Genomic DNA, 19195 nt, shown 5'->3' on the forward strand with positions numbered 1-19195 from the left:
ATTCCCGCGCCCCGCTCACGGCACGCCGCTCAGGCCGAGCGCGGCCAGCTGGCCGCCGGCGCCGCCGGCCAGGCGCTCCTTCTGTTGCAGGTAGCTCATGAACAGGCTGGCGGCCTTGTGCCCACTCGGCACGTCGTTCACCGACAGCACGCGCAGGCCCAGGCTGACCTTGGCGCGGATCGGGTTCAGCGCGGTGTCGAACGCTTCCTCGGTGATGCCGAACTCGGTGACCCGCACCGGCAGGATGCGCGAGCGGCTCCACACGAACAGCGCCAGCGGCGTCTCCATCGGCACGATCTCCAGCGTGCCGATCTGCGCCAGCGCGTCGTTCGCGCGCAGCTGGCCGCTGCTCGGGTAGACCATGGTTTCCAGCGCCGCCAGCTGGGCGAAGATGCCGGACCGGGTGACGCCGCCGTTCTGCTCCGGGAACTCCAGCTGGTCGGTGGCGTCGATCTCCGCCTCCAGCTTCAGCGTCTCCACCGGCGGCCCCTTCAGCCGCAGCGCCTCCGAACGGTCGCCGCCATCCGCACTCATTCCCTGCACCTGCAGCGAACGGGTCAGCGAATCGGGGTTGTACTGCAGCGCGATCACCCGCCGCACCGCCGAGCTGGCCGCATCGATCAGCACGATGCCGCCCTTGAGGATGCGCGGGGAACCGGGGAAGGCGCTCATGGGTGGTCGCCCGTCCTGGCCGCGCGCAGCACGTTGGGGTTGATCCGGATGTTCGGGTCGATGCGGCGGGCCGCCTCGACGTTCGCCTGCGCTTTCTGCGGCTGGCCCAGCACCACGTAGGCCTTGGCCAGCGCCGCATGCGACGCGGCAGGCAGCGCCGCGTCGGTCGACTGCAACTGCCGGGCGATCTCGGCGATCTGATGCTGGCGCGCGCTGTCCGCCGGCGTGGGCGCCGGGACGGCGGCGGTACCGACGGGGGCCGTTGTCGCCACCGCGGTGTTCGCGGCCGTGGACGGCACGCTGACAGCGGGAGGCGGCGCCGCGATCGGCGCATTCGCCTGCACCTGGTTCAACTTCGCGGTGAGCACCGGCACCAGGGTGGCCTGCACCTGCGCCGACGGCTTCTCGCGCAGCACCGACCTGGCCAGGTCGTAGGCCTTGTCCACCTCGCCGATCGCGCGATAGCCGTCCGACACTTGCGCCTGCAGCTGCGGGTTGTCGGCCGCGCGGCGTTCCAGATCGGCCAGCACCTGCTGCGCCTGCTGCTTCTGCGCCGGGTCAGTCGGTGCCTGCGGCTGCGTGCGGATGCGGTCCAGCTCCACCGTGTCCTGGCTGAACTTCACCGCCTGGATGCCGGGGAAGCCCATCAGCACGATCGCGAACACGATCAACCCCATCGCCATCTTGAAGTCGCGCCGCTGCACGATCATCACCGTGATCGCCGCCAGCGCGAACACGAACAGGATGAAGCCGCACACCAGCATCAGTTTTTCGTAGCCGTAGAGGCCGTCGAAGATGTTCATGTTCATTCGCCCTCCCTCATCGTCGGCGCCTGCGGCGTGCGTTCGCGCAAGTTGCCAACAGCGCGGGTGCACATCCGCAGGAACGTGGAGTTCGACAGGCGGTTCCAGTAAGGGATCGGCGGGTTCGCCGAGACGTAGTCGTCGCCCTGCTTGACGATGACCTCGACCTGCGGCCAGCTCCCCGGCTTCGGCCCCTTGAAGAGGTAGTCGAGCACCTGGTCCCTCGGCACCGGCGGCCCGCCGTAGTAACCCCAGGTGGCGTTGGCCGCCTGGACCTCGCCGAGCACCTTCTGCTTGTCGTCGTCGGAAAGCGCGTCATAGGCACGTCGGCTTTCCACCCCGAACGTCACCGTGGTCGCCAGCGGCTTGCAGCCTTCGCCCAGCCCCGCGGCGGTCGGTGCCTTGCCGCCACGCGCCAGGTTGTCGGCAATCGTCTGCTCGAAGGCCGCCGTCACCTGGCAGCCGTAGAGCACGACGCGATTCGGACCGAACTGGTCGCGCCATCCGACGAACGCGCTGTCGCCGCCGAACAGGGCCTTGATGGCGGCATCGTCGTAGAAGACCGCGTTCTTCTGCCAGTCCGGCGGCGCCTGCGCACCGAGCCGGTTCTGCGAGGCGTGGATCGCCAGCACCAGCGTCCAGGGCTTGTCGATCCTGCGCTGCATCAGCCGGGCCTTGGCGGCGGCCAGGTCGGACACCAGCACGCCGCCTCCCAGGTCGAGTCCCGGGTCGCGCACCACGATGTGGAAATAGGCCGTGGACGGATCCGGGGTCACCGGCGCAGGTTGCTGCCTGGCCGCATCGTCTTTCGCCTTGTCCTTCTTCCCGTCGCGCTGCAAGGACAGGCGACCCGCAGCGCCCTGCTGCACCACATGGGTCAGCTCGTGCGCGAGCAATCGCGCCCCCCTGGCACTGCCGGGGTCGAACTGCCCGGCTCCGAACACCACGTGGTTGCCGACCGTGTACGCGTGGGCATCCACTTCGTGCGCCGAGCGCGCCGCGAGTGGGTCCGCGTGTACGCGCACGCCGCTGAAGTCGTGACCGAAACGCTGCTCCATGTCCTGGCGCAAGGCACCATCCAGCGGCCGCCCACCGCCGGCCAGTGCCTCGTCGACGCTGGCCGGCATCGCCATGGCGGCGTCGCCGGTGACGCCTGACCCGGAAGGCCGCACATAGGCATGTGCACGCCCTACCGTCACCTGCTCGGCAACGCGGTCGGCTTCGCGCTCCTGCGGATCGCTGCTGGCGCCGATGCTGAGCTGGCGCTGCACGGCGCGGCGCTTCGCGGAGCATTCCGCACACTCGACGTCGCCATGGCTATGCGTGCCGCACGCGCATTTTCGCTGCAGCCGGCCTGGAGGCCGCGTGGTGGCAAGAGCGACACCAGGCGCCGCTCTTCCCGGCCTGCGGTCGCTCACCAGGCCGATCATGACTTGGCCCCCTTTCTGACCGCCTGCTTGAGCGAGGGGGCGCAACCTTCAGTCGAATGATGCGGGTACCAATGAATATCGAATGGGTCACCCGCGTATGCCGACGGGCACATCGGCTTGCAGTTGTTCCTGTCGCCGGACGGCGGCGACCCGCCCGAAGGCCAACCGTCGTAACCGGCATGGGCCCAGGCAAGTGCCGGCTTGAAATTCGCCGAAGGCGTGGCAAGACCGGAAACGCCGGAACCCTTGTACAGGTCGATCAAGGTCTTCATGTCCGAGCGCGTGAAACCGAAATGAGGGTCGGGGTTCTCGCGCGCACAGAGGTTGAACATCGTTCCGTAGATCACGTAATTCGGTGAACCGGCGTAGTAGCACTCGCCACCAACCTGCACGGATTCGCCGCATTCCTGGCCCTTGGGCGCACCGGTTGTCGCGCAATGCCTGGGCTGGTAGTCGCTGCTGATCCAGCGGTCGTTGTGCAGCTGGACGATGTCCCAGGAGCAGTAGCCCACACGCACGCCGACCAGTGCGCCGCAAGCGTCCTCGCGCTGCTCCCTGGTCCAGCCGGCGAACAGGCTGCGGGCCAGGCCCACCGCGCGGGCGACCTGCGCGGTCACGTCGGGACCGCAGACGAACTTCGGCGCGGTTCCCTCGACCGGCTTCTCTTCGGACGGATCGACATCCACGCTGCGACCGACCTGCTCGATCACGACGGCCCGGTTCAGCGTGCGATCGAGCTTGCGCTGGTTGCCGGCGATGCAGTCGGTGAGCGCCGCGCCGTCGACCGAAACGATCTGCTTGCGCGCCTCGGGCGGCAACGCCGCATACAAGGCGTGTGCGCGCGCCTTGCGCAAACCCAGGTTCCGATCGGGTTTTCCGGAGCAATCGGACAGGCCGTGCAGGCTCCACTGCGTGTTGGAGGTAGCCATGAGGTTCACCAGCGCCTTCCATTTCGCCGCGCCCTTCAGGTTGCTTTTCACCACGCTGCTGTCGATGCCGAAACCGACCACGGCGAACCCGTTGATCGTCCTGCCTTCGTCGGAAAGCTGTGCGTAATCGTGCACGGTCATCGGGTCCGCATGCGATTCGGCGACCTCGCCCTTCTCGCGTGGAGGACACGTCTCGAGGGACAGCGACGCCTGCTCGCAGGCCACGAAGCGCTGCACCTGTCTTGCAGCGGGGCTCGGCGCGGGCTGTGTACCTGCTTCGCCGTTGGTCGCCGCCAGCGACGCTGGCGACGTCTGCTGCACGACGTGGGTCAGCTCGTGCGCCAGCAGGCGCCGGCCCAATGGCGCCTGCAGCGCAGGCGCGTCCGCACCGAGCACGATGTGATGGCCCGCGGTATAGGCGCTGGCGGCGACATCGCGCGCCGACCGTGCCGCCGCCTCGCCGGTGTGCAGGCGAACCGCGCTGAAGTCATGGCCGAAACGCGCCTCCATCTCGTGGCGCGGCCCGGCCGGCAACGGCTCGCCCGATGCGGCAAGCGCTTCGTCGACACTGTCCGGCACCATCGTTCCCGTCGCCGCCCCTCCGCCGCCGGCACGCTGGATCTGCGGTCGGGCCGTGCCGATTCCGGGTGGCGTCGAACTGGCCATCACCTGATCGGCCACGCGCTCCGCCTCGGCTTCGAGCGGGTCGTTGCTCGCGCCGATCGCAAGCTTGCGCTGCAGCTGGCCGTGCTTGCTTGCGCACTCCGCGCATTTGGCGTGACCGTGGCTGTGCGCGCCGCAGGCGCACTTGCGCTGCAGCTGCAGTCCCGCGGCATGCGGCGCCGCCGGCTTGGCCACGACGCTGGCGCTGCGCTCAGCCATGCCGGGCTCCGCTGCGCGCGGCCGGCTTCTTCGCCGCTTTCGACTTCTTCTTGCGCAAGGCGGCGAGGAAGGCGTCGAGCTTGCCCGCATCCAGCCCGCGCTTCTTCTTCGCGGTGTCGATCGCGTCGATGATCGCGTAGGCCTCGTCGCAGTACCTGGCGAGGAAGGCCCAGCTCATCTGCTGCTTGCGGCCCCAGGTGACGCAGACCGGGCCGCTTCGGGTATAGCCGGGCACGTAGACGTAGTGGCCGTTGCGCGGGTTCGGCTGGCCGGCCTTGCCGCCGACCACCGCCCACGGCTTGCCGGCGTAGAACTGGGTCAGCGCCGCGTCGGGCAGGGTGAAGCCCAGGCCCACGCCGATGTCCATGAACACCGCCCGCTTGAGCTCGCTGCGTTTGGCCTGGTCGATCTGCGCGAAGGCCTTGATCTTGTAGCGTCGCCTGGCCGCGAGCCAACCCCGCTTGCGCCATTCCTTCAGCGAATCGAGCACGACCAGGCCGCTGTCGACGCCGCCGCTCTCGCCGAAGTATTCGTGCAGCACGTCGTTGTCGCTGATCGCGATCAGCTTGTTCTGCTCGGCCTTCTCGAAGCGCAGGGTCTGGTGGGCGCGGCCGGCGATCACGCAGTCGCCGTACTGGTCGTTGCCGAACATCGGCGTGGGGATGCCGTGATGCACCACGTCGAAGTCGTACTCGGCCGGCAGCGCCGGCGGCGCCTTCAGCAGCGCGGCGAACAGCAGGTTGCGATCGTCGCGTTTGGCCTTGCGTTTGCCGAAACGCACGATGCCGTCGGGGCGGGGTTTGGGGATCGCGGTCATGTCAACGCTCCTTGCCCGCGACGGATGGGGCGGGCGTGATGCCCAGGCCGCGTTGCACTGCCGTGGCGATGCGCGGGCCGAGGCGTTCGTGCGGGTGGCCGGCCGACGGCAGCGTCACCGGCGGCAGCGCGGCGGCCGCGCCAAGGCTGCGCAGCGCGGCGACCGCGCCGGGTTGCGCCAGCAGGCGAGCCAGCTCGGCTTCGAGCGCGGTACGCACGCTGCCGGCGCGCTCGCCGCCGAGCGCGGCCTCGTCGATCACCAGCCGCTCGATGTGCAGCTCGATGCTCACGGCCGGCCTCCAGCGCTTTCCAGCCAGCGGAAATCGGCTTCGTTGACCGGCTTGTCCAGCTTGCGGTATTCGCCGCGCACGGCCTCGAGCAGCAGCGGCATGCCGATCTCGACGCCGGCCTTGGCGGCCATGAACGCGGCGTTCAGCGCGATGCCCTGGATGCTGCCGCCGGTGAGCGGCAGCCGCGCCAGCCGGTCGAAGTCCAGCGCGCCCACCGCGGCCTGCGCGGGGAACACCGAGGCCCAGATCGCGCGGCGCTCGGCCGCGCCGGGGAACGGGAAGTGGATGACGAAGCGCAGCCGGCGCAGGAACGCGCCATCCAGCGCGCCCTTCATGTTGGTGGCCAGGATCGCCAGGCCGCCGAACGACTCCAGCCGCTGCAGCAGGTAGTTCACCTCGATGTTGGCGTAGCGGTCGTGGCTGTCCTTCACCTCGCTGCGCTTGCCGAACAAGGCGTCGGCCTCGTCGAAGAACAGGATCGCGCCGCCGCCCTCGGCCGCATCGAACAGCTTGCGCAGGTTCTTCTCGGTCTCGCCGATGTACTTGCTGACCACCGCGGAGAGGTCGATGCGGTACAGCGACAGGCCCAGCTCGCGCGCCAGCACTTCGGCGGCCATGGTCTTGCCGGTGCCGCTCTCGCCGGTGAACAGCACGCTGATCGACAGCCCGCGGTTCATCCGCGCGCGAAAGCCCCAGTCGTCGTAGACGGTGCTGCGCCGGGCGACCTGGTCGGCGATCTGGCGCAGCAGGGCCTTCTCGCTGTCGGGCAGTTTCAGCTCGTCCCAGCCCGCCTTCGGCTCGATGCGCTGGGCCAGCTCGTCCAGCGCCGGCCGGGTATGCGCCAACGCGCCCTGCCACAGGGCCTGCGCCAGCGCGGCAGGCTTGCCCTCGGCCGCCGCCAGCGCGCCGTGCGCGATCTGCTCGATGCGGCCCAGGTTGAAGTCGAAATGGCTGGCCAGCTGCTGCGGCTGCGCCCCGGCGGCGTCGCCCAGCAGGCGCTGCCACAGCGCGCGCTGCTCGACCGCGCTGGGCTTGGCCACGTCGACGCTGAGCGCCTGCGCGGCCGTGCCTGCCCATGGCTCGCGCGCGTCGACGAAGACGAGCCCGCTGCTGCGCGCCAGGAAACGCCTGACCCAGGTGGCGGTGGCGTCGCCGCGCTCGACCTCGGCCGCGTCGAGGTACAGCGCCAGCGGCAACAGCTGGCTCTCGCGCTGCCACAACCGCAGCAGGGTTTCCTGCTCGGCCACCGCAGCCGGCAGCAGCTCGGCCGCGAGCCGGTACGCCTGCGCGCCGAAGGCGGCGGCGACGGTCTGCGCGATCGCCTGCTTGCTCACGCTGTCGCTGCCGAGCAGTTGCACCGCCGGCAGCGGCTCGCCCGGCGGCACGTGGCGCAGTTGGTCCAGCAGCCGGTCGGCCACCGCCTGCTGCGATGGCGGCAGGCTGGCCGGCGGCAACGCGGCAAGCAGCGGGCTCAGGCGGTCGTCCAGGTAGTTCATGCCCTTGACGAAGTTCACCACCCGCTCGTCGGCAGCGAGCGCCGCGCCGATCAGCGGCTGCGCGCCGGGCTGGTGGATCTCCAGCAGGCGCCAGTAGCGCAGCGGCCGCTGCGGCGACAGCGCATCCCAGCTGGGCGCGTCGAGCACCGCGAAGGCCAGCGCGAAGGTGGGATACGGCCGCGCCGGATCGTGCTGGGCCTGCGCGCACAGCGCCGGAAAGCGCGTGTCCAGCTCCATGCCGATGCACAGCAGCAGCAGGTCGCGCTCGAACGCGGACAGGCCGAGCCGGTCGGCGAGCATGGCCAGTGCTGGCGTGTATTTGCCGTCGTCGGCGCCGCCCGGCGGCGACGCGGCAGCGACTGCCGCACCCGGGTCCGGCACCTCGACGACGACCGGCGCGATCGCCGGCGGCGTGTCGATAGTGTCCACCTGCGCGCTCGCCAGCGATGCGCGTGCCGGCTGGGTGGCAAACACCCGCGCAAACCACGATTGCTTCGGCCCGTTCGGCACACGCACCGCCGGCGCCGATTCCATCAGCGCGGTGGCCGCCGCGGCGGACGCCGGCGGCGTGGCCGGTGCGTCGGGCGACTGCGCGGCGCGTTGCAGCCGCGCGCGCAACTCGGCCAGCGCCGCGGCAAGGTAGCGGTCGTTCGCCTGCAGCCAGGGCGCGTAGTCGTTCATGCCACCACCACCTGCTGGTCCGCGGCAAACGCCGGCGCGCTGCCGCTGAAGTCGACCGGGATGCTGTCGGCGCCGTCCACGCGCAGGCGCACGGTGTAGGTGCCCGCGGCCACGCCGGTGAGCTGGAAGACCAGCGCGCTTGGCTGCTGCGGGTCGGCCGGGTTGCTCAGGCTGGCCGGGGTCAGCAAGCGGTCGCCGAACAGCAGGAACACGCGCTGGTCAGCGCGGATGCGCGGCGTGCAGGCGATGCTCAGGCTGAAATCGCCGGCGGCGGCGGCAAGCGCGCCGAGCGCGATGCGCGGCGCCAGCACCAGCGGCAGCTCGTTGCTGAGCAGCGCCGGCTGCCCCGGCGGCTGCACCCGCAAGGCCACGGTGTAGATGCCCGGCGCCCAGCGCGCGCTGGCGTTCGCATCGTCGGCGGCGTCAGCCAGGTGCACGCCCAACGTGCCGGCGGCGGCGCCGGCCTGCGGCGCGACGTCGATCGGCGCATCGAGGCGAAGACTGCTGAAACGCGCCACCGCGTGCTGCGTGCCGAGCTGGCGACCGTGCAGCACGAGGTCCTCGCCCAGGCGCACGGCCGTCTGGTGGCGCGGATAGTCGAGCGCGTCCAGCACCGCGGCGGCGGATGCGCTGGCGAGCACGCCGCGATCCTGCGGGCCGCGCCGCAACACCGGCAGCGGCGCACGCATCGCCGCCTGGCTGTCGATCAGCACCACCGCCGCCTCGTAGACCGCCGAGGCGCGGTAGTTGGTCTGGAACGCGGTCCACAGCCGCGACAACTCGTCCACGCTTTGCGCCAGCGGCGTCACGCGCACGCGCTCGACCTGCTCGGCGAGATCGTTGTCCGGCAGCGCGTTGCGGATGTCGTTGCCGTCGAGCACGCCGCGGTCGTGCAAGGTGCTCATCGCCGCGGCCAGCACGCGATGGCTGATCGCGTCGTTGTCGTCCTCGCCGCGGCCCCAGGCGGTGAGCACGTAATGCAGGTTCAGCGCCAGCGGCGGCGGCGCGGTCTCGCCGGGACGCACTTGCCCCGGCAGGTCGAGGTTGCGCCAGGCGGCATTGGCGACCACCTGATACAGGAACACGTTGAGCTGCGCCTTGCTGATGCCCTTGCGCGCCACGTCCGGCGGCTGCAGGGTCACTTCCAGGTCGCTCAGTTCCGCATCCAGCACCGGCATCTGCGCCAGCAGCAGGTTGCGCAGCGTGCGCGTGGTCGCGGCGATGGCCAGCACGTTGCTCATGGCGAGGCCTTGCCGCGCTGGCGCAGGTAGTCGTCGAGGCTGCTCGGCTGCAGGCCATCGTGACGACGCGGTGGTGCAGCGGCGGCCGGCGCGGCGCGCACTTCGAGCCGGCCGATGCTGACGTGCACCACCGGTTCGCTGCCGGCCCGGTTCACGTTCTCGGCCTGCGCGTTGCGCGTGCTGCGCATCGCGGCTGCGTGGCCAGGGCGCACCGGTGCGGGTGCGCCGCCCGTCGTGGCGAACACCGGTACCGGCGCAGGCAGCAAGGCACCGCCCGGTGCCGGCGTGCGCGCCGCTTCCTGCCGAGCGGGCGCGACACGCGACTGCCGCGGCGACCTGGATGGAGAACTGGCCGCTGCGCGTTCGGGCGCGGAAGCCGCACGCGCAGGTTCGGCGCTCATCGCACGTACCGGCACCGCTGCGCGTGGCGGTGGTGGCATCGGCGCGCGCGGCGCATCCGCTGCGACGCGCTCCGGCATCGGCAAGGGCGCATGCTCTGCCGGCGTGTTGCGCGCGGTTCGTGGCGCGATCGACTCGTGCACGGGCGCCAGCGCGCGCGGTGGCGGTGCGGCATTCGGCGCGACCGGTAGCGCAGGGCTCGCATCGCGGGGACGCGCCGGCGCCTCGCGCTCGTCCAGTGACGGCATGATCGGCGCGCGCGGCAGCGGTTCGAACAGCGACGGCAGCCGCGGCGCCAGCGTGGCGTCGCTGCCGATCGCGCGTGCCGCCAGGCGGTCGAGGAAATCGCTCATGGCGCGCACAGCTCCAGGTAGGCCTGGCGGCGGCGCGGGCTCAGCGCGAGGATGTCGGCTTCGGCCCAGTGGTAGGCCTGCGCCAGCGTGTCCACCTCGCGCAACAGGTGCAGCGCCCAGGCGTGCAGCTCCTGCCACAGGAAGCGCGCGATATCGAACAGCGGCTGCCATTCGCGATCGCACTCCGGGCAGCGGAACGCCAGCTGCAGGTCGGCTTGCGGATCGGCCTGCGCCATCGCCCCTGCGATCTCCGCCTGCAGCTCGGGCGGCAGGCTGCGCGCGTCGCGCGACTGCTCGCCGCACTGCGCCGCGAGCACGCAACGGTCGAGCAGCAGGCCGCGCGCGGCTTCGGCGTCACCACATTGTTCCAGCGCCAGCAGGTCGCGGCTGTCGGGCAGGCGGAACTGCACGCGCACGCCATGCGCGGCATGTTCCAGCGTGGCGGCGACGGCGCCCGCCTCCGGCAGCCGCAGGTCGTCGCAACGGAACGTCGCCTCGACCGTGGCCGTGCACTGCGGGCAGGTCGCCACCGCCTCGATCGCACTGCCGAACAGGCGCTCGCGCAACTCCAGCAGCCGCGCGTCGCGCCGGCCCAGCGGCAGCGCGGCCAGTTCGTCGAGGGCGGCTTCGTCGTCGCAGCTGCAGCCGAGCAGCAACAGGGCGCGCGCCGCGGCGGACGGGTCGCCCCCGCGTTCCCAGACCTGCAGCAGCTGCGCGGGCGTGGGTGTGTGCATGGCGCTCAGGCAGGCACGCTGAAGCTGGGCTCGGCCGGTTCGCTCACGCCGGTGTCGCGCTCCCAGCCCTCGTTCTCCAGCTTCAGGTGCTGGATCGCCACCGCGTTCGCGTTGGCGTCCAGGTCGGGCAGCGCCTGGTATTCGGAGACCCAGCAGCGGTAGACCTTGTAGGCCAGCGCGAGCTGGCCGGCCTCGTTGTAGACCTCGATGATCAGGTCCTTGCGGAAGTCCTTCAGCGAGACCTCCGCGCCGAGCCCGGCGCCGAAGTTCCACACCTTGTTCGCCCACTTCTCGAACTCGGTGTCGTGGGTGACGCCGCGCTCGACGGTGATCGCCTCGTACTCGGTGCGGCCGGGCGACTTGCGCGTGCTGCTGGGATCGCCGCCCTCGCGGTGCTTGACCACCTCGGTGGTGCGCTTGAGGCCGGAGACCTTGCTGACGCCGGCCACGTAGCGGCCGTCCCACTTCACCCGGAACTTGAAGTTCTTGTACGGATCGAAGCGCTGCGCATTGACGCTGAACTGAGCCATGTTCTGTTCCTCACGACTGGATCTGCCCGGCCATCTGCTGCAGCTGGATGACCACGAATTCGGCGGGCTTGAGCGGCGCGAAGCCGACCACGATGTTGACGATGCCGAGGTTGATGTCGTTCTGCGTGGTGGTTTCCTTGTCGCACTTGACGAAGTACGCGTCGGCCGGCGTCTTGCCCTGGAACGCGCCCTGGCGGAACAGGTTCTGCATGAACGCGCCCACGTTGAGCCGGATCTGCGCCCACAGCGGCTCGTCGTTCGGCTCGAACACCACCCACTGGGTGCCGCGGAACAGGCTCTCCTCGATGAACAGCGCGGTGCGCCGCACCGGCACGTACTTCCATTCCGAACCACGCTCGTCGTTGCCCTGCAGGGTGCGCGCGCCCCACACCACGGTGCCGTAGACCGGGAAGTTGCGGATGCAGTTGATCGCCTGCGGATTGAGCACGCCGTTCTCGCCATCGGTGAGCACGGTGCCGACACCGAGCGCGCCGGTCACGCTGGCCTCGCTGCCGGCGGGCGCCTTCCACACGCCGCGCGTCGCATCGGTGCGCGCGTAGATGCCAGCCACGAAGCCGCTGGGCGGGAAGGCACGCGGGCGGTTCTGCTGCAGCGGATCGGCGGCGGTGATCCACGGGTAGTAGAACGCGGCGTTGATCGCGTCGTCGCCAGTGATGCCGCCGGGGCCGTTCTTCTGCGTGTCGAAGGTGGCGCCATCGGCGCTGTCGGCGATCAGGAACGCACGGCGATCGCGGCAGAATTTCTGCAAGGTGGAGATCGTGCCGGTGCCGGTTTCGCCCGGCACGCACAGCAGGTTAAACAGGTCGACGCGATCAAGCTGGTACAGGCCACCGCTGCCGGACAGCGGCAGCAGCGCGGTCTCGAACGCGGGATCGTTCGGCGCCAGCACCGTGCCGTCGGCTCCGCCGACCAGTTTCGCGCCGTCGGGAATGTTGCCGGCCGCGGTGTCCGCCGGCGGATCGGTGGCGCCGCCCTGCACCGCGGCGGTGACGTAGGCGGACTGCGCGGCCAGCACGCTGGTGACGAAGCGGGCGTCGTCGGTCTTCATCGACAGGTTGTCGAACGTCTCCACCGCCACGCCGGCAGGGCCGAGCTGCCAGTTCACCACGCTCAGGCGGAACCGGCTGGCGTCGAAGCTCGATTTCCGGATGACCACGGCGAAGTCGTTGGCCCAGAGACCTTCGCTGCTCGCGGCAAGCAGCAGCTTGCCGTCGAGGGTGACCTTGGCCGCCTTCGCGCTGGCGTCGACCAGGCGCACGATGTAAGCCTGCTGGCCGCCGTTGGCGAAGAACTGGTTGACCGCGTAGCCGAGCAGGCTGCGGCTGTCGATGCCGCCGAACTGGCGCGCGAAGTCGGCGTAGCCGAGCACCAGGGCGGCGCGCCCGGTCGGCCCGCGCGGCGCCCAGCCGGCGAACGCCGCGATCGACGTGGCCACCCCCGTGATGGTGCGCACGCCGCTGGGAATTTCCTCGATGTAGACGCCCGGATAGGTGAGCGCAGATGGCATGGGATCGGTCCTCCGAAAGTGAAAACCCCTGTGGCGATCAATGCGGCGGCGGTCGCCGGTGCTCGTTCAACGCGTACAACACCTCGCCATCGGGGAGCCGGTCGCGATGCAGCAGGCCCTCCGCCACCAGCGCCGACAGCACCTGCTCGATGCGCTGGCGGCTGTTCTCGTAGCGCTGCTGCGGCAACCACCAGTTGACGACGCCGCGCAAGGTGTCTGCCGCGCGCGGGTGATCCTGCAGATACGCCAGCACCGAATGGCGAATCTCGTCGTCATCGCTTGCCGGGGACCCGCTAGTCGAGGGCTTGGTCATGGCGACATCCCGCATCTGCGTCGACTCTGGCAACGAGTGTGCCAGTGGCCGCCGGCGTGAAAACGGCATGGCGCCGGGCCGCGGCCCCGCCGGCGGCGCTGCGACCGGGTCAGGACTGACCCGGCCCCGAGACGCAGCGCGAACGATTGCACCCGGTTTGCCCGGTTGCTTCTCCCGCGCCGCTTGCCACGGGGCAGACGCGGCGCAGGCTTCGGTCTGGTGCGGAGGGCGGCCACGGCGCGTTCAATGGGCGGTGCCGAAACCGGCGAAGTATTTCTTGAACGCGCCGATCTCCATCGCGAACACGCCATCGGTGGTCTTCAGCGTGATTGGCCGCCACCAGCTCACGTCGTACATCGAGATGGTGGCGTCCAGCACGCTGGCGGTGGCCTCGGTGTTGCCCCAGGGGTTGCGCAGCACGATCCAGCGCCGGCACCGGGCGTACGCCCAGCCGAGCACGGTGTAGCAGTGCGAGCCCACCACGTGGGCGCTGGCGTAGTCGACATGGTCGGGCGCCGCATCGCCGGTCGAGTAAGTCCACGCCGTCATCGGATTGAAGGTGCGATGCGACAGGCAGTTGGAGCGCAGCAGTTGCCACAGCTCGTCGGCGCTGTGGTCGGCGGTGTTGTAGTAGTGACGCGTGCCGCCGTTGAGTTGGGCGGTGGCCCACACGCAATCGCCCCAGGCGGTCTGGGTGATGTCGGGCATGTCGGTGGCGGTGCCGGTCTTGAGCTTGGCGTAGGCCTTCTCGTAGATGGCCGGCCAGCTCTCGCCGCTTTCGCTGGAGCGGCAGTAGATCGGGTAGCCGCCCGCGGTCAACGGCACCGCTTCGGTCACCTGGATCGCGCGGTCCAGGGTGCCACCGGAGTCGGGCTCGCAGAAACTGATCTGGTCGTTGAACTGCGCCTGGCTGGGGCCGGTGGCGCGGGTCTGGTGCGCCAGCCGGAACGGCGTGGCCCAGGCCACCGCCGACAGCGCCGCGATGTAATAGCAATTGGCCACGGCGCCCTGCACCGGATCGAAGAACTCGGCAGTCTCGTTGAAGAAGTCGCCCGATGCGGCCCAGTGCGCGCCCGGCGGCGTCCAGCCAGTGACGGCCAGTTGCTTGACGAGGTGGGTGTCGACGGTGATCGCACGCACCACGTCGGCGGACAGCGCGTTGCCCAGCTGCGAGTCGCGCAGCGCCGGCGGCAATCGCAGCACCACTTGCAGTCGCGCGAAGCGCGACAGGTCGGCGCACAGGATCGGCCAGTCCAGGATGGATTTCAGCGCGCCCGCCCTGGCCAGCGCGGCCAGCGTGGCGTACTGGTCGACGCTCTCCAGGCCACCGCCGGTGGCGTCGTTGCCTTCGCCGCGCGGTGGCAGGTCGAGCAGCGGCGAGCGCTGCGGCACCAGCTTGAGGTTCGCGTCCAGTGCCATGCCGATGTAGAGCGGGCCGCCGAACTTGGGATCGAACAGCTCCTCGTAGGGCGTGGCCAGCACCTGTTCCAGCACGCGGGGCACATCGGGAACCTCGTTCCACGGAATCGGCTGGCCGGCGACCAGCTCGGCCAGTGCGTAGGGGTTGATCACCGCGCAGTTCTGCCCTTGTCCCCCGCTGGCCGCGGCGGTGCGCGCACGGGCCGATGCCGACCGCGCAGGGGGTCGGCTGGATGCGGTTTTCGACTTGCTGGTTTTCGACGTTGCCATCTCGTTCTCCCCGGCCAGGTGGCGCGCCTTGCGCGGCCCGGAAGCCACGATCGCGACGCGGGGCCGGCTCGGCGGGATTCGTCACCTCCCCGCGGCGCCAGTCCATCGCTGGACTGGCAACAGGCATGCCATGGAACGGAGGACGAAAAATGGCGCGGCAGGTGGGCGCGAACGATTCCGCGGCCCGATGCCGGGGCAGTGCTGACCCGTTCCGCGCGCGCAATGGGTAACGGCGCACCCGCGGCCGCGGCGGCCTCGGAAATTCACTGGCGCGTGCGGAAAGCCTTGATGCCGATGCCGTGCTTGACCAGCAGCTTGCCGAGCTGGCGACGCTCGGTGCCGGACAGCCGCGCGGCGGCGCTGATGTTGCCGCTGGCACGTTGCATCAGCTGCACCAGGTAGTCGTGCTCGAACTGGTGGATCGCACGGGTCTTGGCCACGCGGAAGCCGAGCTCCGGTTCGTTCGCCCGCCGCCGCGGCTGCGGTCGCGGACCGATGAAGGCCGGATCGGCCGCGGCCAGCGCGGTCAGGCCGACGATGGCGTCGTCGCTGCACATGTAGGCACGCAGCGCGACGTTGTCCAGCTCGCGCACGTTGCCCGGCCAGGCATGTGCCTGCAGCGCCGCCATCGCCGGCTCGCTCCAGTGCTTGAAGGGGCCGTGCAGGCGAATCGCCACCGCGTGCAGGAAATGCTGCGCCAACAGGGCAACGTCTCCCTCTCGCTCGCGCAGCGGCGGCAACTGCAGGTACAGCGCATTGAGCCGGTACTGCAGATCCCGCCGGAAGCGGCCGGCCTCCACCTGCCGCGCCAGGCAGCTGTTGGTGGCGGCGATGATGCGCGCATCCGAAGTGCGCATGGCACCGCCGCCGACCGGGCGGTACTCGCTGTCCTGCAGGAACCGCAGCAAGGTCACCTGGCCCTTGGCCGAGAGCGCATCGACCTCATCCAGGAACAGGGTGCCGCCGCGCGCATGGTCGACCAAGCCGGGCTGGGCCACCTTGGCGTCGGTGAAGGCGCCGCGGCCATGGCCGAACAGTTCGCTCTCGATCAGGCTGTCCGGGATGGCGCCGCAATTGACCGGCACGAAGGGAAAATCCCGGCGAGCGCTGGCGTAGTGGATTTCGCGCGCGGCGACTTCCTTGCCGGTGCCGGTTTCGCCCTCGATCAGCACCTGCACGTCGCAGGCGGCAAAGCGCTGCAACTGCGCGCGCACCGCGACGATTGCCTGGGATTGGCCGATCATGATCGGCATCATCAGCTCCCGAAGTCGACCTCAAGAAAACCCCGCCGCGCCGTGATCGGCGTGCCTAGGAATCCCCCTGGCTTCCTTCCCGTCCGGCCTGGCGCCGCCGGATCGGAGCAACGGTCGCAGTATGCGCAGCCGGCGGCTGTAGTTCAAGAACGCGTCTGCTGCCATCCGCGGGAGGCCAAGGATGTAGGCGGCGACCTACGATCACCTGATACACGATGCCCGCACGGGGGATGCGGCAACCCGTCACGGAATCCAATTCGGCGATCACCGGGGTGCTGGCGTATCCTTGCAGGTTGACCGCCGCGCGCTTCGCGCCCCGCTGCATGGCCGCGGCCACGACCTCCTGCAACCCGACGGCCGGCGCCCTGCGCCGCCGATCACCCGGACGAGAACCTCCCTGATGGTGGCCATGGCAACCGAGCACGTGATCGACGTGCAGCACTGGAACGACACGCTGTTCAGCTTCCGCACCACCCGCGACCCCGGCTTCCGCTTCGACAGCGGCCAGTTCGTGATGATCGGCCTGGAGGCGGAAACCCGCCCGCTGATGCGCGCCTATTCCATCGCCAGCGCCAGCTGGGAGGAACACCTGGAGTTCTTCTCGATCAAGGTCGCCGACGGCCCGCTGACCTCGCGCCTGCAGCACCTCAAGCCCGGCGACCCGCTGATCGTCACGCGCAAGCCCACCGGCACGCTGGTGCTCGGCGACCTCAAGCCCGGCCGCAACCTGTACCTGCTCGGCACCGGCACCGGCCTGGCGCCGTTCCTCAGCATCATTCGCGACCCGCACACCTACGAGCGCTTCGAACGGATCGTGCTGGCCCACGGCGTGCGCCGCATCGACGATCTCGCCTACGCGCACTACCTGGAGCACGAGCTGCCGCAGCACGAATACCTGGGCGAGCTGGTACGCGAGAAGCTGATCTACTACCCCACCGTCACGCGCGAGCCGTTCCGCCACCACGGCCGCATCACCGATGCGATCGTCGACGGCGCGCTGAGCGCGGCCACCGGGCTGCCGCCGCTCAACCCGAAAACCGACCGCGTGATGCTGTGCGGCAGCCCGGCCATGCTCGACGACCTCAGCACCCTGCTCGACGGCCGTGGTTTCGAAGCTTCGCCGCGCACGCGCGAGCCGGGCGATTACGTGGTCGAACGCGCCTTCGTCGAGAAATAGCTGCGGGAACGCACCCTGTGCGCAACCTGGTCGTCACGTAAAAGCAAGCATCGCGCACACGGTGCGTTCCTGCAGTTCGCCGATGACCGGCCACGGCCGCGAAGGGTGCGAACGGCGCGCGGTTGCATGCCATAGTGTCCCCACCCCCATGGCCGTGCGGCCGTGACTCCCGCGTGACCGCGCCAACGGAAGCCCGCCATGGAAATCGCCCTCTACATCCTCGCCGCCCTGCTGATGCTCGGCGGTCTGGCCGGCTCGGTGTTGCCGGTGCTGCCGGGCATTCCGATGGTGTTCGGCGGGATCTGGCTGGCGGCGGCGGTGGATGGCTACCGCCATCTCGGGCTGTGGTGGCTGCTGGCCATCGGCGCGATCGGCGCGGTCGGGGTGGTCGTCGATTTCGTCGCCAGCGCGCTGGGCGCCAAGCGCGTCGGCGCCAGCCGGCGCGCGTTGTGGGGCGCCGGCATCGGCACCGTGGTGGGCATGTTCTTCGGCATCCCCGGCCTGGTCCTGGGGCCGTTCGTGGGGGCGCTGCTGGGCGAGTTGTCCTCGGGCAACAGCGTGCTGCGCGCGACCCGCGTGGGCGTGGGTACCTGGCTCGGGCTCCTGTTCGGCACGCTGCTCAAGCTGGTGCTGTCGTTCCTGATGGTCGGCCTGTTCGGCCTGGCCATGCTGCTGGGCTGAACACGCCTCTCAGCGCTGCGGGCCGGGGATCACGTACAGCAACACCGCAAGGAAATGCAGCACGCTGCCGGTCAGCACGAACAGGTGCCAGAGCGCGTGGTGGAACGGCAGCCGCCGCCACAGGTAGAACGGCACGCCCAGCGTGTAGGCCAGCCCGCCGGCCAGCAGCAGCGCGGTGCCGCCGGCCTGCAGGTGTTCGCTGAGCGGCTTGAACGCGACCATCCCGATCCAGCCCATGCCCACGTACAGCAGCACCGCCAGCTTGTGGTAGCGCTTGAGCAGGCCCAGCTCCAGCGCGCTGCCGGCCAGCGCCAGCGCCCATACCGCCGCGAACAGGCTCCAGCCCCATGTGGCCGGCAGGGCGATCAGGGTAAACGGCGTGTAGGTGCCGGCGATCAGCACGTAGATCGCGATGTGGTCGAGTGCGCGCAGGGTGGGCTTGGCACCCGCCGCGGGGATCGAGTGGTAGAGCGTGGAGGCGGTGTACAGCAGCACCAGCGATGCGCCGAACACCGCGCAGGCGACCACCGCCACTGTATTGCCGTGCAGCGCCGCGAACGCGACCAGGGTGGCCAGCCCGGCGATGCTGAGCACGATGCCCAGCCCGTGGATGATGCTGCTGGCCAGCTCGTCGCCGAAGCTGTAGCTGGGAATGACTGCGCCGGACGTGGCGGACATCGGAAACCTCCGGTGGCGCGGGGTGCGCCGACACACCTTGATCGCGCACGTGCGCCCCTGCATGCCTTGGCACAGGGTCGCACGCGCGGTGTCGCTATTCGATGATGAACGCGCCGAACGCCACGCCGAGGTTCCAGCCCTCGCCCTTGCCGCTGAGCGCCAGCGAGACATTGCCCTTGGTCAGCACCTGCGCCGCCGCCGACTTCTCCGCGCCTGCGTGCGCCACCGCTTCGGCATAGTGGCCCAGCACGTCGCGCACGTTGCTGACGCCAGTGAACTTGCCGATGCCGTCGGTGATCTTCGTCTTGCCGAAGGTCAGCCCGCCGCCCTTGGCGCGCAGCTTCACCTGCAGGCTCTGGCCGTTGCTGCAACGGACCGTGCCGGTGCCCTTGGCAGTCTTGTAGAACACCGACCAGCCGGACAGCTGGAACGTCATCTTGCACGAGATGTCGCCCGCCCGCGCCGTCGATACCGACAGCATCGACGCCGCCGCCAGCAGACCCGCGGCCCACCAGATGTTCATGCGCATGCCTTGGCTCCCGTGGAATCGGCCCGTCGCCGCGGGACGATTGTCGCAGAGGTTGCGCCCGATGCCACCTGCGTCGTTCGCCGATCGCCGT

General features: G+C 70.1%; 19 protein-coding genes. 2 read left to right on the forward strand and 17 right to left on the reverse strand.

What is annotated here, in order from left to right; translation table 11 throughout:
* Window positions 1–15: 15 nt before the first annotated feature.
* From ACVCMG_RS08050 to ACVCMG_RS08120, 15 genes are all read right to left on the reverse strand, one after another.
* Window positions 16–672, reverse strand: a complete 657-nt coding sequence (locus ACVCMG_RS08050) for a hypothetical protein (protein WP_318159794.1) — start codon at window positions 670–672, stop codon at window positions 16–18.
* Window positions 669–1481 (reverse strand): hypothetical protein, encoded by an 813-nt coding sequence (locus ACVCMG_RS08055; protein ID WP_447115333.1) that lies wholly within the window; start codon window positions 1479–1481, stop codon window positions 669–671. The genes ACVCMG_RS08050 and ACVCMG_RS08055 overlap by 4 nt, the downstream gene beginning before the upstream one ends.
* Complete coding sequence (locus tag ACVCMG_RS08060) at window positions 1478–2905, reverse strand: eCIS core domain-containing protein (protein ID WP_447115334.1); 1428 nt, start codon at window positions 2903–2905, stop codon at window positions 1478–1480. Before ACVCMG_RS08060 ends, ACVCMG_RS08055 begins: the two co-directional genes overlap by 4 nt.
* The gene (locus ACVCMG_RS08065; protein WP_447115335.1) at window positions 2902–4716 is read right to left on the reverse strand and encodes an eCIS core domain-containing protein; all 1815 of its coding nucleotides are present in this window, start codon (window positions 4714–4716) and stop codon (window positions 2902–2904) included. Before ACVCMG_RS08065 ends, ACVCMG_RS08060 begins: the two co-directional genes overlap by 4 nt.
* Window positions 4709–5533 carry a hypothetical protein gene (locus ACVCMG_RS08070; RefSeq protein WP_447115336.1) on the reverse strand — a complete coding sequence of 275 codons (825 nt, stop codon included), beginning with the start codon at window positions 5531–5533 and terminating at the stop codon, window positions 4709–4711. The genes ACVCMG_RS08065 and ACVCMG_RS08070 overlap by 8 nt, the downstream gene beginning before the upstream one ends.
* 1 nt (window position 5534) lies before the next feature.
* The gene (locus tag ACVCMG_RS08075) at window positions 5535–5822 is read right to left on the reverse strand and encodes a hypothetical protein (RefSeq protein WP_447115337.1); all 288 of its coding nucleotides are present in this window, start codon (window positions 5820–5822) and stop codon (window positions 5535–5537) included.
* Window positions 5819–7999, reverse strand: a complete 2181-nt coding sequence (locus ACVCMG_RS08080) for an ATP-binding protein (RefSeq protein WP_447115338.1) — start codon at window positions 7997–7999, stop codon at window positions 5819–5821. The genes ACVCMG_RS08075 and ACVCMG_RS08080 overlap by 4 nt, the downstream gene beginning before the upstream one ends.
* The gene (locus tag ACVCMG_RS08085) at window positions 7996–9240 is read right to left on the reverse strand and encodes a DUF4255 domain-containing protein (protein ID WP_447115339.1); all 1245 of its coding nucleotides are present in this window, start codon (window positions 9238–9240) and stop codon (window positions 7996–7998) included. The genes ACVCMG_RS08080 and ACVCMG_RS08085 overlap by 4 nt, the downstream gene beginning before the upstream one ends.
* Window positions 9237–9992 (reverse strand): hypothetical protein, encoded by a 756-nt coding sequence (locus tag ACVCMG_RS08090; protein ID WP_447115340.1) that lies wholly within the window; start codon window positions 9990–9992, stop codon window positions 9237–9239. The genes ACVCMG_RS08085 and ACVCMG_RS08090 overlap by 4 nt, the downstream gene beginning before the upstream one ends.
* Window positions 9989–10726 (reverse strand): T4 family baseplate hub assembly chaperone, encoded by a 738-nt coding sequence (locus ACVCMG_RS08095; protein ID WP_447115341.1) that lies wholly within the window; start codon window positions 10724–10726, stop codon window positions 9989–9991. The genes ACVCMG_RS08090 and ACVCMG_RS08095 overlap by 4 nt, the downstream gene beginning before the upstream one ends.
* A gap of 5 nt (window positions 10727–10731) precedes the next feature.
* Complete coding sequence (locus tag ACVCMG_RS08100; RefSeq protein ID WP_447115342.1) at window positions 10732–11256, reverse strand: phage tail protein; 525 nt, start codon at window positions 11254–11256, stop codon at window positions 10732–10734.
* Between the two features lie 10 nt (window positions 11257–11266).
* On the reverse strand, window positions 11267–12784 hold the full coding sequence (locus tag ACVCMG_RS08105) for a phage tail sheath family protein (protein ID WP_447115343.1): 1518 nt from the start codon (window positions 12782–12784) through the stop codon (window positions 11267–11269).
* A 37-nt stretch (window positions 12785–12821) separates the two neighbouring features.
* The gene (locus tag ACVCMG_RS08110) at window positions 12822–13097 is read right to left on the reverse strand and encodes a hypothetical protein (RefSeq protein ID WP_395116168.1); all 276 of its coding nucleotides are present in this window, start codon (window positions 13095–13097) and stop codon (window positions 12822–12824) included.
* 243 nt (window positions 13098–13340) lie between these two features.
* Complete coding sequence (locus tag ACVCMG_RS08115; protein ID WP_447115344.1) at window positions 13341–14786, reverse strand: C2 family cysteine protease; 1446 nt, start codon at window positions 14784–14786, stop codon at window positions 13341–13343.
* Between the two features lie 263 nt (window positions 14787–15049).
* A complete protein-coding gene (locus ACVCMG_RS08120) occupies window positions 15050–16030 on the reverse strand; it encodes a sigma 54-interacting transcriptional regulator (RefSeq protein WP_395116164.1) in 981 nt (326 codons plus the stop codon).
* A 409-nt stretch (window positions 16031–16439) separates the two neighbouring features.
* Between ACVCMG_RS08120 and ACVCMG_RS08125 the strand changes: the two genes are divergently transcribed.
* Complete coding sequence (locus ACVCMG_RS08125) at window positions 16440–17216, forward strand: ferredoxin--NADP reductase (RefSeq protein WP_447115345.1); 777 nt, start codon at window positions 16440–16442, stop codon at window positions 17214–17216.
* A gap of 198 nt (window positions 17217–17414) precedes the next feature.
* Complete coding sequence (locus ACVCMG_RS08130) at window positions 17415–17897, forward strand: DUF456 domain-containing protein (RefSeq protein ID WP_447115346.1); 483 nt, start codon at window positions 17415–17417, stop codon at window positions 17895–17897.
* 9 nt (window positions 17898–17906) lie between these two features.
* Here the strand turns inward: ACVCMG_RS08130 and trhA are convergent, their stop codons facing one another.
* Both trhA and ACVCMG_RS08140 read right to left on the reverse strand, forming a co-directional pair.
* On the reverse strand, window positions 17907–18575 hold the full coding sequence (trhA, locus tag ACVCMG_RS08135; RefSeq protein ID WP_447115347.1) for a PAQR family membrane homeostasis protein TrhA: 669 nt from the start codon (window positions 18573–18575) through the stop codon (window positions 17907–17909).
* A 94-nt stretch (window positions 18576–18669) separates the two neighbouring features.
* A complete protein-coding gene (locus tag ACVCMG_RS08140; RefSeq protein WP_395121327.1) occupies window positions 18670–19098 on the reverse strand; it encodes a hypothetical protein in 429 nt (142 codons plus the stop codon).
* Between the last annotated feature and the right edge of the window lie 97 nt (window positions 19099–19195).

It is taken from the genome of Rhodanobacter sp. UC4451_H18 (genome assembly GCF_052978225.1).

Coding starts and splice junctions, on each gene's coding strand:
- ACVCMG_RS08050 (WP_318159794.1), bottom strand. CDS start 672: ATGAGCGCCTTCCCCGGTTCCCCGCGCATCCTCAAGGGCGGCATCGTG.
- ACVCMG_RS08055 (WP_447115333.1), bottom strand. CDS start 1,481: ATGAACATGAACATCTTCGACGGCCTCTACGGCTACGAAAAACTGATG.
- ACVCMG_RS08060 (WP_447115334.1), bottom strand. CDS start 2,905: ATGATCGGCCTGGTGAGCGACCGCAGGCCGGGAAGAGCGGCGCCTGGT.
- ACVCMG_RS08065 (WP_447115335.1), bottom strand. CDS start 4,716: ATGGCTGAGCGCAGCGCCAGCGTCGTGGCCAAGCCGGCGGCGCCGCAT.
- ACVCMG_RS08070 (WP_447115336.1), bottom strand. CDS start 5,533: ATGACCGCGATCCCCAAACCCCGCCCCGACGGCATCGTGCGTTTCGGC.
- ACVCMG_RS08080 (WP_447115338.1), bottom strand. CDS start 7,999: ATGAACGACTACGCGCCCTGGCTGCAGGCGAACGACCGCTACCTTGCC.
- ACVCMG_RS08085 (WP_447115339.1), bottom strand. CDS start 9,240: ATGAGCAACGTGCTGGCCATCGCCGCGACCACGCGCACGCTGCGCAAC.
- ACVCMG_RS08090 (WP_447115340.1), bottom strand. CDS start 9,992: ATGAGCGATTTCCTCGACCGCCTGGCGGCACGCGCGATCGGCAGCGAC.
- ACVCMG_RS08095 (WP_447115341.1), bottom strand. CDS start 10,726: ATGCACACACCCACGCCCGCGCAGCTGCTGCAGGTCTGGGAACGCGGG.
- ACVCMG_RS08100 (WP_447115342.1), bottom strand. CDS start 11,256: ATGGCTCAGTTCAGCGTCAATGCGCAGCGCTTCGATCCGTACAAGAAC.
- ACVCMG_RS08105 (WP_447115343.1), bottom strand. CDS start 12,784: ATGCCATCTGCGCTCACCTATCCGGGCGTCTACATCGAGGAAATTCCC.
- ACVCMG_RS08110 (WP_395116168.1), bottom strand. CDS start 13,097: ATGACCAAGCCCTCGACTAGCGGGTCCCCGGCAAGCGATGACGACGAG.
- ACVCMG_RS08115 (WP_447115344.1), bottom strand. CDS start 14,786: ATGGCAACGTCGAAAACCAGCAAGTCGAAAACCGCATCCAGCCGACCC.
- ACVCMG_RS08120 (WP_395116164.1), bottom strand. CDS start 16,030: ATGATCGGCCAATCCCAGGCAATCGTCGCGGTGCGCGCGCAGTTGCAG.
- ACVCMG_RS08125 (WP_447115345.1), top strand. CDS start 16,440: ATGGTGGCCATGGCAACCGAGCACGTGATCGACGTGCAGCACTGGAAC.
- ACVCMG_RS08130 (WP_447115346.1), top strand. CDS start 17,415: ATGGAAATCGCCCTCTACATCCTCGCCGCCCTGCTGATGCTCGGCGGT.
- trhA (WP_447115347.1), bottom strand. CDS start 18,575: ATGTCCGCCACGTCCGGCGCAGTCATTCCCAGCTACAGCTTCGGCGAC.
- ACVCMG_RS08140 (WP_395121327.1), bottom strand. CDS start 19,098: ATGAACATCTGGTGGGCCGCGGGTCTGCTGGCGGCGGCGTCGATGCTG.